This is a genomic window from Paenibacillus thailandensis (genome assembly GCF_042685365.1).
Lineage (GTDB): Bacteria > Bacillota > Bacilli > Paenibacillales > Paenibacillaceae > Paenibacillus_AP > Paenibacillus_AP thailandensis.
Genome location: NZ_JBHUMY010000020.1, coordinates 69,208 through 81,826 on the forward strand (window position 1 = coordinate 69,208; position 12,619 = coordinate 81,826).

The 12,619-nt window shown below is 55.0% G+C and carries 14 protein-coding genes; all 14 read right to left on the reverse strand.

From position 1 onward, the window contains the following. Window positions 1-99: 99 nt before the first annotated feature. Window positions 100-375, reverse strand: a complete 276-nt coding sequence (locus tag ACFSW5_RS17085) for an HU family DNA-binding protein (RefSeq protein ID WP_379275593.1) — start codon at window positions 373-375, stop codon at window positions 100-102. Window positions 376-532: 157 nt separating this feature from the next. After that, window positions 533-1,522, reverse strand: coding sequence for an ABC transporter permease (locus ACFSW5_RS17090; RefSeq protein WP_379275595.1), 990 nt, complete (start codon window positions 1,520-1,522; stop codon window positions 533-535). Then, on the reverse strand, window positions 1,512-3,023 hold the full coding sequence (locus ACFSW5_RS17095; protein ID WP_379275597.1) for a sugar ABC transporter ATP-binding protein: 1,512 nt from the start codon (window positions 3,021-3,023) through the stop codon (window positions 1,512-1,514). The genes ACFSW5_RS17090 and ACFSW5_RS17095 overlap by 11 nt, the downstream gene beginning before the upstream one ends. A gap of 89 nt (window positions 3,024-3,112) precedes the next feature. Beyond that, complete coding sequence (locus tag ACFSW5_RS17100) at window positions 3,113-4,228, reverse strand: sugar ABC transporter substrate-binding protein (protein WP_379275600.1); 1,116 nt, start codon at window positions 4,226-4,228, stop codon at window positions 3,113-3,115. Between the two features lie 244 nt (window positions 4,229-4,472). Next, window positions 4,473-5,951: a stage IV sporulation protein A gene (spoIVA, locus tag ACFSW5_RS17105; protein ID WP_379275602.1), complete on the reverse strand. Its 1,479-nt coding sequence runs from the start codon at window positions 5,949-5,951 to the stop codon at window positions 4,473-4,475. A gap of 367 nt (window positions 5,952-6,318) precedes the next feature. Then, complete coding sequence (locus tag ACFSW5_RS17110) at window positions 6,319-7,080, reverse strand: hypothetical protein (RefSeq protein ID WP_379275604.1); 762 nt, start codon at window positions 7,078-7,080, stop codon at window positions 6,319-6,321. A 24-nt stretch (window positions 7,081-7,104) separates the two neighbouring features. Further along, the gene (locus tag ACFSW5_RS17115) at window positions 7,105-7,464 is read right to left on the reverse strand and encodes a 2Fe-2S iron-sulfur cluster-binding protein (RefSeq protein WP_379275606.1); all 360 of its coding nucleotides are present in this window, start codon (window positions 7,462-7,464) and stop codon (window positions 7,105-7,107) included. 48 nt (window positions 7,465-7,512) lie between these two features. Beyond that, on the reverse strand, window positions 7,513-7,809 hold the full coding sequence (locus ACFSW5_RS17120) for a 2Fe-2S iron-sulfur cluster-binding protein (protein ID WP_379275608.1): 297 nt from the start codon (window positions 7,807-7,809) through the stop codon (window positions 7,513-7,515). A 59-nt stretch (window positions 7,810-7,868) separates the two neighbouring features. Next, a complete protein-coding gene (locus tag ACFSW5_RS17125; protein WP_379275610.1) occupies window positions 7,869-8,048 on the reverse strand; it encodes a DUF2768 family protein in 180 nt (59 codons plus the stop codon). 172 nt (window positions 8,049-8,220) lie between these two features. Beyond that, the gene (locus tag ACFSW5_RS17130) at window positions 8,221-8,499 is read right to left on the reverse strand and encodes a stage VI sporulation protein F (RefSeq protein ID WP_379275613.1); all 279 of its coding nucleotides are present in this window, start codon (window positions 8,497-8,499) and stop codon (window positions 8,221-8,223) included. Between the two features lie 321 nt (window positions 8,500-8,820). Next, window positions 8,821-9,849, reverse strand: a complete 1,029-nt coding sequence (locus ACFSW5_RS17135; protein WP_379275615.1) for an NAD(P)H-dependent glycerol-3-phosphate dehydrogenase — start codon at window positions 9,847-9,849, stop codon at window positions 8,821-8,823. Window positions 9,850-9,861: 12 nt separating this feature from the next. Then, window positions 9,862-10,464, reverse strand: a complete 603-nt coding sequence (plsY, locus tag ACFSW5_RS17140; protein ID WP_379275617.1) for a glycerol-3-phosphate 1-O-acyltransferase PlsY — start codon at window positions 10,462-10,464, stop codon at window positions 9,862-9,864. A gap of 11 nt (window positions 10,465-10,475) precedes the next feature. Continuing rightward, the gene (gene der / locus ACFSW5_RS17145) at window positions 10,476-11,798 is read right to left on the reverse strand and encodes a ribosome biogenesis GTPase Der (protein ID WP_379275619.1); all 1,323 of its coding nucleotides are present in this window, start codon (window positions 11,796-11,798) and stop codon (window positions 10,476-10,478) included. 77 nt (window positions 11,799-11,875) lie between these two features. Continuing rightward, window positions 11,876-12,550, reverse strand: coding sequence for a YphA family membrane protein (locus ACFSW5_RS17150; protein ID WP_449290234.1), 675 nt, complete (start codon window positions 12,548-12,550; stop codon window positions 11,876-11,878). Between the last annotated feature and the right edge of the window lie 69 nt (window positions 12,551-12,619).

Consider the following 12,619-nt stretch of genomic DNA (forward strand, 5'->3'; position numbering starts at 1 on the left):
AAAATTTACCTAGGTGTCAACATTGAAATTCCGCCAAACGAAAACGTCCGAACGTGATGCGTTCGGACGCTGCTGCCATCTAAAGCGACTTGCTTCTCCTTATTGGGAAACAAGATCCTTAAGGGATTTACCCGGTTTGAAAGCCGGCATTTTGCTGGCTGCGATATCGATTTCCTCGCCCGTTTGCGGGTTGCGGCCTTTGCGCGCCTGGCGCTCGCGAACCTCAAAATTTCCGAAGCCGACCAATTGCACTTTGTCGCCGTTTTGCAGCGCTTCGGAAATGGCTTCGAATACGGCGTCAACGGCTTTCGTTGCGTCCTTCTTCGACAGATCCGCCAATTCCGCCACTTTGCTGATCAATTCCGATTTATTCATTGTTTCACCTCCCCTGAAGGCGCCTAATGTCATCTTATCCCTCTTATTAACGGAAAACTTCAAAAATATACCTTTAGACCGAACAAACTTATAGTAATACAGGAGTTCCCCAATTTCAAGAGCCTATTGGCTTTGACGGCTTCCCGGGCAAAGGCTTTCAGCCTCTTTTCTTTCGCGTCAGGTTAATAAACGTGACGGCGAGAGCCAGCAAAAGCACACCGCCCCGGATAATATCGTTGGCATAATACTGCACGTTCAGCATCGTCAAGCCGTTCAGCAGCACGCCGATCAGCACCGAGCCGAAAAAGGTGCCGATCACGTTCGGGCGGCCCGCTCCTAGGACGGAATAACCGACGAAAGCGGCCGCCACCGCTTCCATGAGCAGCGGAGAGCCGGCGTCGATCTGGCCCGTTCCGACGCGCGCCGAATAAAGAATGCCGCCGATGGCCGCAAACACGCCCGAAGCGACGTAAGCGAACGTACGTATGCGGCGTACCCGAATGCCCGACAATCTGGCCGCTTCTTCGTTGCCGCCGATCGTATACATTTGGCGCCCCCACCGCGTATATTTAAAAAACAGATGCACGGCGACCACCGCGATAATCATCAGAATGACGGGCACCGGAACGCCGAACAGCTTGCCCTGGCCGAGCCACAGGAACGACTCGCTGAACGTGCCCGGCGCGGTAGTGCCGTCCGGCATCGGCATATTGTTGTAAATGTTGTAGCCTTTCGTATAGGTGCGGTGAATGCCCGCGATAATGTACATGACCGCAAGCGTCGCCAGCATGTCCGGAATGCGGATGCGCACGATCAGCAGCGCGTTAAGCAGCCCGACGATAACGCCGATCAGCAAAGCCGCCGGAATGACGACGATGAGCGGAAGCTCGTACCAGACCATGAACGCCGCCGTCACGACGGTCGTAAGCGAAACGGTCGATCCGACGGACAGGTCGAAGCCGTCCACCGTTAGGGAAATGGTCACGCCGATGGCAACAAAAGTTACGATCGAAATGGAACGGAGAATGTCCGTCAAGTTTCTGTAGGTGAAAAAATACTCGTTAAGGAGCGAAAAAAACAAAATGACGATGCCGATGATGATTAACGAGCCGTACTTAAACACAAAGTTGGTGCTTTTATTTACCATGCCGCTCTTCCTTTCCTCCGCTTGCGTACAACAGCAGTTGCTCCTGGGTCGCTTCGCCGCGTTTGAACTCCGCGGCGAAGGAACCGTCGCACATGACATAAATGCGGTCCGCGATGCCAAGCGCCTCCGCGAATTCGCAAGTCAAATATACGATCGTCTTGCCTTGTCCGGCCAGCGAGCCGATTATCCGGAATATGTCGCTTTTGGCGCCGATGTCGACCCCTTTTGTCGGTTCGTCGAACAAGTAGACGGTCGCCTCGGTCGGCAGCCATTTGCCGATGGACACCTTCTGCTGGTTCCCCCCGCTCAAATGCCCCGTCTTCTCCAGGGCCGAAGAGGTTTTGATGCCCAGCTTGCCGATAACGGCGGAGGCGTTGTTCGTTTCCTTCGTTTTGGACACGATGCCGAGGCGCGAGATGAATTTCAAAATCGGCAGGCTTAAATTTTGCTGAACGGACTCGTCGACAAGTATGCCTTGCTTGCGCCGCTCTTCCGGAACAAGCGCGATTCCGCCCGCGATCGCGTCCGCCGGCTCGGCAAGCTTAAGCAGCTTGCCGTCCACCTTGACGCTCCCCGCTTCCGCCCGGTCGGCTCCGAACAGCAGGCGCGACAGCTCGGTTTTGCCCGCTCCGACCAGCCCGACGACCGCGACAATTTCGCCGCTTCTCGCTTCAAAGCTGACGTTCTTCACTTCCTTGCCGCGCGACAGCCCTTCCACCCGGAGCCGCACCTCGCCGATCGTAACGTCCGCCTTGGGGTACTCCTCCGCAAACACTTTGCCCAGCATCGCTTGCACGACGTCCTCCGGCGAGGACTCAACCGTCCGCTTCGTCCAGATGCGCTCGCCGTCTCTCATCACCGTAATGGCATCGCACAGCCTGAAAACTTCCGGAAGACGGTGCGAAATAAACACGATGCCGATTCCGTCCGCCTTAAGCTGGTTGATAACCCGAAACAGCTTTTCCGTCTCCTCGTGGCTAAGAGGCGCCGTCGGCTCGTCGAAAATGACGTATTTCGCTTCCTCGGTCAGCAGCCGGGCGATAAGAACAAGCTGCTTCTCGGCGAGCGTAAGCTCTCCCGCCTTCTTCTTCACGGGGATGTCCGCGCCAAGCCTCGCCAGCGTCTCCTTCGCTTGTTCCTCCAGTTTCGCCCAGTTCACAAGCCAATGGCCGCCTTTCGCCGAAATCCGGTCCAGCATGACGTTCTCCGCCACGCTCAAATAAGGCACAAGCGCCGTGTCCACCTCCTGATACACGCAATGGATGCCAAGCCGCTTGGCATCCCCTGGCGACCCAATGGCAACCGGCTGGCCGTCGATCGTAATCGTGCCTTCGTCCTGCTCGTATGCGCCGGACAAAATTTTCATCAACGTGCTTTTCCCCGCGCCGTTGGCGCCTAGCAGCGCATGCACCTCGCCGCCGTTCACCGTAAAATCGACGCCGCGAAGAGCCGGCACGCCGGAGAAGGATTTGCGGATTCCTTGCATGACCAGTTGCTTCATCGTAATGCTGCACCCCTTCCCTTATAACGCATCAGGAAGCTTACGCCCGTGGGCATAAGCTTCCGTAAGCCTGCAACTATAATGTTGTATTAGTTCGAGCCTTCCAGCTCTTTCATCCAATCTTCGTAGTTTTGCTGGCTGCTGCCCCAGCCTTCCACGTACTCGCTCAGTTCCGTCGTGTTGATCTTTTTGTCGGTCGGAAGCTGGTCGCGGCTTACGTAGACGGATTCCAGCGTCGTTACCTTATCGACTTCCTCGCCTTTGAACAGCTTGTACAGCGTACGAACCTGCACGCGGCCGATATCCTTCGGATCCGTCGCGGCGGAAGCGATCCACGGGCTGTTCGGATCCTGGATCATTTGCAGATCCTCGTCGCTCATATCGATGCCGTACACTTTAATTTCGGTGCGTCCGGCTTCCTGAATGGCGCGAGCCGCTCCCTTAGCGAATTCGTCCCAAGCGGCCCATACGGCCGTAATGTCGCCTTTGTTCGGATATTTGGTCAGAATGGCTTTCATTTGCGCCTGCGTATCGACTTGCGGGTTGCTCGCATTGCCGAACGCCGCGATTTCCTTCATGTCCGGATTTTGCTCTTGGAAAGCTTTATATGCGATTTGGCGGCGCTCCATCGGAGCAAAGCCGGCAACCCATACTTTTACGATATTGCCTTTGCCGCCTGCGTCCTTAGCCAGCTGCTGCAGCGTCAGCTCGGCCATCTTCTGGTCGTCCTGCTGGAGGAGCGGAACGCCGTCCACGTTCAGATCCGAATCGAACGAAACGACTTGAATGCCTTTCTCCACGGCTTTCTTCGCGCCCGCTTCCAGAGCCGAGGCTTGTCCATGGTCGAGCAAAATGCCGTCGAAGCCTTGGTTGATGGCCGCGTCCAGATTGGAAGCCATCTTCACCAGATCGTTGTCGGAAGCGAATACTTTCACCGTGCCGCCGAACTTTTCTACTTGTTCCTTAACGCCCTCTACGTATTGAGCGGAGAACGTGCCGGTGTTGAATTGCATGACAAGCGCGATTTTTTTGCCCTTCAGCGATTCCAGATCGCTGCCGGCCGTAGCGGCTGCCCCCGCTTCCTGAGAAGGCGCTGCGCTCGGCTCGGCATTGCTGCCGTTCCCGGCCTTGCCGCCGCATGCCGCAATAACGACCATAAGCGCGGCCAGCATCAAGCTGAGCGAAATTTTGGCGATTCTTTTCATGTTACTGTTTCCTCCCCTTTATCAACCGCGGAAAAATTTATCTAGATGTAATCATATCACCTTTTCCAACTATGTCAATCGGATTAATTAAAATAAATCGATACAATGTATAAAAATTCAGTAATATCGGAAAAAGTCGAACAATAATAAAAGTCATTATAAGATTCATTCGTTTTTTGTGCAATAATATTCGCGCAAAAAAAAAGAGAAACCGCTTCTTCCGAGAAACGGTTTCTCTTATCCATTAAAGGATGATTGCAATGAGGCCGCCCGATCCTTCGTTGATGATACGGCCAAGCGTCTCCTGCAGCTTGTAGCGGGCGTTGTCCGGCATCATGGCGATTTTGCCCTGAATGCCCTCTCTTACGATGGAATGAAGAGAGCGTCCGAAGATGTCGGAATCCCAAATCTTGATCGGGTCGTTCTCGAAATCTTGCATCAAATAGCGGACAAGCTCCTCGCTTTGCTTCTCCGTGCCGATAATGGGGGCAAACTCGGATTCGACATCGACGCGGATCATATGGATCGACGGAGCCGTCGCCTTCAGCCGAACGCCAAACCGGGACCCTTGACGGATAAGCTCCGGCTCGTCGAGCGCCATTTCCGCCAGCGTCGGCGCGGCGATGCCGTAACCGGTCGTCTTGACCATCTCGAGCGCTTCCGCAAACCGGTCGTATTCGCGTTTGGCATGGGCAAACTCCTGCATCAGCTGCAGCAGATGGTCTTTGCCGCGGATTTCCACGCCGACGACCTCCATCAAGATCCGGTCGTACAGCTCATCCGGGGCGTACAGATCGATTTCGGCCACGCCTTGCCCCATGTTCATGCCGCTTAAGCCGGCTTTGTCGATGAAGTCGTAGTTCATGAACTGATGAACGACGCGGTCGACGTCGCGCAGACGGCGAATATCTTTGACCGTATCGCGCACCGAGTTTTCGTAATTGCTGCGGAGCCAATGGTTTTCGTTCAGCACCATGACCCAGCTCGGAAGATTCACGTTCACTTCGTGAACCGGGAACTCGTACAGCACCTCGCGAAGCACGGACATCACTTCGTCTTCGCCCATTGTCGCCGCGCTTAGCGCCATAACCGGTATATCGTATTTTTCCTGCAGCTCGCCGCGAAGCCTTTGCGTTTCTTCGCTGCGCGGCCGGGTCGAGTTGATGACCAGCACGAAGGGCTTGCCAACCTCCTTCAGCTCGGCCACTACCCGTTCTTCGGCTTCAATGTAAGAGCCGCGGGGAATTTCCGCTATCGTTCCGTCGGTTGTCACCACAACGCCCAAGGTCGAATGCTCTTGAATGACTTTGCGGGTCCCGATCTCGGCCGCTTCCTGGAACGGAATCGGCTCCTCGAACCATGGCGTCGAAATCATGCGCGGCCCGTTCTCGTCCTCGTAACCTTTGGCGCCTTCTACGGCGTAGCCGACACAATCAACAAGTCGAACGTTTACTTCAAGCCCTTCCGTGACGCGAAGCTGTACCGCTTGGTTCGGCACGAATTTGGGCTCGGTCGTCATGATCGTCTTGCCGGCGGCGCTTTGAGGCAATTCGTCTACGGCTCGTACGCGATCGGCCTCGTTTGTAATATTGGGAAGCACGACCGTCTCCATGAACCGCTTAATAAACGTAGATTTGCCAGTCCGGACCGCCCCGACGACCCCGAGGTAAATATCCCCGCCGGTTCGTTCGGCTATGTCCTTGAAAATGTCCACTTTCTCCACTGAATATCCCCTCCCAATTGAAATTCCGGTTCGCCGCCTTCCACCGGACAAGAGGGCAGGCCAGCGACGCAACTCGTACATGCTTGTTGGACTAGTAACATCATATGTCCCGGCTCCCCTTTTATGACGGTTGTTTCTACGAAATCTTTTTTTTGCATTCGCCGCAAAATCCCTTCCAAGATTGAATTATATGAGCCGCCATAGCCTTATATTCCGATATTCCGACCGCCGCGGGGCACAAAAAGGCCGGAAACGCAAAACGGCATCGCCCCAATCAAGGAACGATGCCGTCTCTATTTTCCGAGTATTTCAATATTTGATATAGCCGCTTGTCTTCCAGAAAACAAAAAGAATAATAGAGCTGCGGTTATTCCGGCACCGGCATCGGTTCGCCGTCGACATAGCGGTATGCGGTCGATTTCGCCGGCGCGAATACGGAATTGTCCACGAGCAGCGTGCGCAAATCGAGCGACGGGTCGAAATCGGTCCGCCCGCTCTTCTGAATCGCCTGCATAATGTCGATGGCATAATCGGCGTACACGTTTCCTTCCCGATCGAGAAGGACCGGAATCGTTTGTCCGGAATAAACGCTGCGGAGCGGCTTTTCTTTTTTGTTCAGCAGCCCGTAATCGATCCGGTAAAAACCCGGAGCAACCTCATCTCCTCGCGGCAGCGCCCCGTTATGCGCTCTAGCGTAATCCCGCACCTGAGCCTTCAAATCGTTTATGTACTGCACCGTAAGCAAATCCATCAGCTTGACGCGCGGCGACGTTTCTTCGTCAATGACGATAAAATAATAATGCCCGCCCTCCTCGAACGCCGCACCCGGCACCTCGCTAATATAGCCGCCGCTGAGCAGCTTTGTAAAATCGACGACGAACTTTTCGTATCTCGGCGTGTCTACGGTGCTGTTTTTGATCGGGAGCAATCCCAGCTCCTTCTGGTAATCCTCGATCGCAAGCTGAACGTTACGAACCGCGTCTCTTGGCGGAACGGCGTTCTGCCTTAGCTGCTCTTTCGGGTACAAGCATCCGGTCAGCGCGACGGCCGAAGCCGCAAGCGCGAGCGCCACCAGCAAGCGCCGAACCGAAGAGGCCTTCCCTTGTTTTCTTTCGTTTGCGTTCACCAACTCGGCTATCCCTCCACGCCTATGCTACCAGAGCGTATCGTTTTCCTCCTCGGCCTGCTGCAGCAGACGTCTGCGCACAACCTCCTGCAACGGATCGGGCGGCACCTCCGCCTCCACGCGGCCGTACACTTTCGCTTGGCAGGACAACCGCATTCGCTCATCCGTAAGGCCCGCCAGCTTCAATTGCTCTTTATCGCTTATCGGCGACAGCGCGCCGTCCGGCTGCACCTTCACCTTGCACATCAAACAAGCGGCATTCCCTCCGCAACGGGTGCGAATGGAAACGCCGGCACGCCTGGCCGCCGCAAGCAGCGTCGTACCCGGCTTCACTTTAACCGTCCGGCCGGAAGGCCGAAACGTAACCTCAACGTGTGTATTGCCCATTCGTGTCTCCCCATGCCGTCTTTCCTAAACGTTAATCGCCGTTCCCGTCTATCTGTAAGGCTTGTTGACGGCCGCGATGGTACCCGCTCCGGCCTTGACCACCGCCTGGCACGCAAGCCGATAGCCGGCCTCGAACTCCTCCGGCTCCAGCCGGTCCCACTCGGCGTCCGTAATGCCTTCGAGCCATTCGGCCCCCTCTTCCACATAACAGCGGCATTGGGCGCAAGTGCCCTTCGTGCACAGATGGCCCCAATCGATCTTCGCTTTCACGGCATGCTTTAAAATCGTAAGTCCTGCTATCGCCTCCGTCTCGGCGAATTTGGTTCTCCCCTTAAGCCGAATCATGCCATTTCTCCTCTTTCCTTATGTTGCCGGTCCTGTTAACGAATCTCTTGCTTTATTCCTTATAAAATAGAGAAAAACCCGTAGATGAAACCGAATACAAGAAAAATAAAAGCGGCGATAGATAACAGCGCTTTCGTAACGCCTTTTGTTTTGACGCGGGCAAACGTTATCAGAAAGGCCGCTAACGCCATCAATCCGATTCCGATGAAGGAAACCCACATCTTCGTCATGGCATCCATGGAGGCGATCTTCTCCTCGTCTGTGAAATATATCCTGTCGCAAGGATGCCCTTATTATAGCATTTCGACAAAAAAAGGACAAAAGCCGGGAAGCCGTATTCGTCCATCGACGAAGTCCGGCAGGCGCGAAGCTTTTGCCTTTTACCCGCTTTTGTCCGATAAAAACGTTAATTTACTTTTTGATCATCATTTTAATAAGCGATTCCAGATGGCTCAGGCCGACGCCGCTGGCCGTCACCGCTTTTACGATATCGTTAGTGGTCGCTTCCGATACGGGCACTTTGGCCATTTCCGACACTTGCTTGATCAGCTTGCGCAGCTCCGCCTCGTTTTTTAACGTATCCGGCGTTACGTTGCTTGCAAGCTTTTTGACGGCATTTTCGGATATATTTTTGCCCGTTTTTTTGTTAATTGCGCCTAGGACGTCCTTGGAAAGATCCTTGTTGCTCATGTTTCCCCTCCCATGTTGCGCTTTGTGAGTAGCTCTTAGCCATCATATGTACCGGAGGGACAATTGGTGCGTACAGTTGTCTGTTAGCATGCTTTTCGGTACGATCCCGCCGCTCGCTCGGAAAGTTAGACAATCGCCTTACTGAGCCTTAGGGATACTCACAACAAACAAGTCGCGACACGCGGGATTTCTGAGCTGGCGGAATAGCGCCGACAAGAACGGAAACATGCGAAGTTCTATGCTTTAAAAAACGCTCCATGCGCCTGAGATTCCAACACATCTCTGGTGCAAGGAGCGTATGTATGTCCCTTCGAGTCTTCATCAATCGATCGGCTCGATCTCGTGAGTACGGAGACGGCCCATCAGGCGCGTAACGGCTGTCTTTGGCTCCAGCTGCTCGAACAATACTTGGTGCAGCTGAGCCGTTATCGGCATTTCCACGTTATAACGCTTCGCAAGCTCGTAAGCGGCGCGGGTCGTCCGCACGCCCTCCACGACCATGCCCATGCGCGAAAGCACCTCATCGAGCGGGGTTCCGTCCGCTAGCATAAACCCGGCCCGCCAGTTGCGGCTATGCTTGCTTGTACACGTCACGACAAGATCGCCGACGCCCGCAAGGCCGGCAAACGTTTTGGGATTGGCCCCCATCGCTTCGCCGAGACGGCCGATTTCCGCCAACCCGCGAGTCAGAAGCGCCGCTTTGGCGTTGTCCCCGAAGCCGAGCCCGTCCGACAAGCCCGCCCCGAGGGCAATAATGTTTTTGATCGCGCCGGCAACCTCCACTCCGATGGCGTCCGGATTCGTATATACGCGGAAGTAAGGATTCATAAACGCGTCTTGAGCTTGCTCCGCAACGGCCAATCCGCTCGAAGCGACCACGACGGTCGTCGGCTGTTTGCGGATTACTTCTTCCGCATGGCTTGGACCAGACAGCACCGCAATCCGCTCGGCAGGGCGCCCAAGCTCTTCCGACAGCACGATGGTCATCCGGTTAAGCGTTTCGGTCTCGAACCCTTTTGTCGCGTGCACGCATAGTGTCGACTCGGACATATACGGAGCCGCTTGCCGGGCTACATCCCGCATGGCGGAAGACGGAGCGACAAAAAGCGCAATATCCGCCTCCGCCAAAGCCTCTTCCATGCTGGGCGTCGCCACTATAGCGGAATTTAAACGGATTTCCGGGAGGAATTTGGCATTTTCGTTCCGCGTATTGATTTCTTCGGCCTGCTGCCGGTTCCGCGTCCATAAACGTACGGTAAAGCCGTTGTCGGCCAGCACCGAAGCAAGCGCAGTCCCCCAGCTGCCCGCAACAAGGACGGCTGCGTAACGTTCGTTCCGCTCATTGCTCATGGATGCCCCACCTCACAGTCCTTTTTTTGCTCCCAGCTTGTTTTCCGTTCCTTGCGCAAGCTTGATAATGTTGGAGCGATGCCTTACGAACGCAAATACGCAGAGCACCAGGCTTACCGCAAGCTCCGGAGATTCATAGTGAATGATTCCGATCGCGATAGGCGTAAGGGCCGCGAATAAGAGCGAACCAAGCGATACGTAACGGGTCAGGGCGATAACCGCAATGGCAATGACGCCGGCGACTAAAGCCGGCAGGAAAGAGAGCGAGGCCATGACCCCGACCGTCGTGGCGATTCCTTTGCCTCCTTTAAAGCGGAACCAGACCGGCCAATTGTGTCCGACAATGGAAGCGAGGCCGCAAAGCGCCGGAACCCAGTCGTATCCGTCTGCCAGCCATCTGCCGATCCAAACCGCGAGCACCCCTTTACCAATATCCAGCAAAAATACGAGAATGCCCGGGCCTTTGCCGAGGACGCGAAGCGTATTCGTCGCCCCCGCATTGCCGCTTCCATGCTGGCGAATATCTATTCCCTTCACCCATTTGGCGACCAGAATGCTGAAGGACAACGAACCTATCAAGTAACTGACGACAACCGCGATAATGGCTAGCAGCAATGTACTCTCCCCTAATCCTCTTCAGACTTCCGTCTTGTAAACAGACGAATCGGCGTGCCTTCGAAGTCGAAGGCGGCCCGAATTTTGTTCTCTAAATACCGTTCGTACGAAAAATGCATCATATCCGGATCATTGACGAAAATAACGATCGTCGGCGGCTTCGTCGCCACCTGCGTCGCATAGTTGATGCGCAGCCGCTTTCCTTTGTCCGTCGGCGGCGGATTGATCGCAACGGCATCGGAGATGACGTCGTTAAGCAGATGCGTCTGGATTCGCATCGAATGCTGCTCCGCAACATGATTAATAACCGGCAGCAGCTTGTGCAGCCGGGATTTCGTAAGCGCCGATAAGAACACGACCGGAGCGTAGGTCATAAACAAAAAATGGTCGCGGATCGTCTGCTCGAACCGCTGCATCGTCTTGTCGTCTTTCTCCACGACGTCCCATTTGTTGACGACAAAGATGGAGGCTTTGCCCGCTTCATGGGCGTAACCGGCGATATGCTTGTCCTGATCGATAATCCCTTCCTCGCCGTTAATCAAAACAAGAACGACATCCGCCCGCTCAATCGCTTTCAAAGAACGCATGACGCTGTACTTTTCCGTCGTTTCGTATACTTTACCCCGCTTGCGCATCCCGGCCGTATCGATAAGGACATAACGCTGCCCGTCCCGTTCAAACGGCGTATCGATCGCGTCGCGCGTCGTACCCGCAACGTCGCTTACGATCACGCGTTCTTCGCCCAGCAGCGCGTTTACGAGCGACGACTTGCCGACGTTAGGCCGTCCGATCAGCGCGACTTTAATAATGTCCTCGTCGTATTCTTCGTCTTCCTGCTCGGGAAGCTTCTCGACAACCGCATCAAGCAAATCGCCGATACCCGTCCCGTGAGAACCCGAAATGGCGACCGGGGTGCCAAAGCCGAGGCTATAAAATTCATAAACGTCATCCATCCGGTTCATGTTATCGACCTTATTGACGGCAACGACAACAGGCTTGCGCGAACGGAACAGCATTTGGGCCACTTCGTCGTCCGCATGCGTCAGCCCCGCCTTGGCGTCCACCATAAAGATAATGACGTCGGCTTCCTCGATGGCAAGCTCCGCCTGGGCGCGCACTAGCCTCAATATTTGGTCTTCGCCATCGATCTCGATGCCGCCGGTGTCGATGATGCTGAACGCTCTGCCGTTCCACTCGCCGGCTCCGTATATCCGGTCACGCGTGACGCCCGGTTTATCCTCTACAATCGCAAGCCGGTCGCCGATGACCCGATTGAAAATGGTGGACTTCCCTACATTCGGGCGCCCGACGATAGCAACAACGGGTCTAGCCATAAATTTCCATTCACTCCTTCAAAAAATACTCATGACTATCATCATAACAAAAAAGCAACGACTTGGCTAACATTTCGTTAAGCGCCGTCCATATCGCCTTCGCCGTTTCTTTTTGAACCTGCTGCATAAACCGGAAGCTTGACCGCAACAGTCTTGGCGGCATAAAACAGAAGAGTTACGATCCGCGCCGCGGCAGCGGCGATCAAAAGCCCGTCCCACCAGGCATAAGAGCCCAGGCTCGCCTTGTATCCGACCGCGGTTAAAACGGCGCCGATCGCTTCCGCCCAGCAAGCCGCGAGAAAAAGCATCAGATACTGCTGTCCGGGCTTCGAGGCAAAGGCTACGGCAAGCACGCCCGCCAGCAGCGGCCCGTCCCATACCGGATGGATCCAATAAAAGACAGGGTCGGCATAATAGATTTGCTTTATGCTCCCCCAGATCATGCCGGCAATAAAGGAACAAAGGAGCAAGTATCCTGCCCTTCCGGCAGCGGGCTTTCTTCGCTCGCCCGCCGAAGCCGCAACCGCAACCGCCGCTGCCGCAGCCAGTACGCTGCCGCCGAACGAGACGGATATTCCGTCCCACTCCGCTTGTACATGTACGGGCTGCAGCGCAAAGCATGCGGCGGCCGCAAACAGCGCATAACGTTTACGGATGCCGGGGCATACCAGTTCTTCCCACCCGGTGCAAATCAATATGACGGCAACCGCAAAAATCCATAATGCGATATAACCGGGATTCATCGGACGCATCACCTCTTGACGCTCCCTATTATGCGCCAAAAGAAAGGAGCTATTCCAGGATCCATCGATCTGGAACAG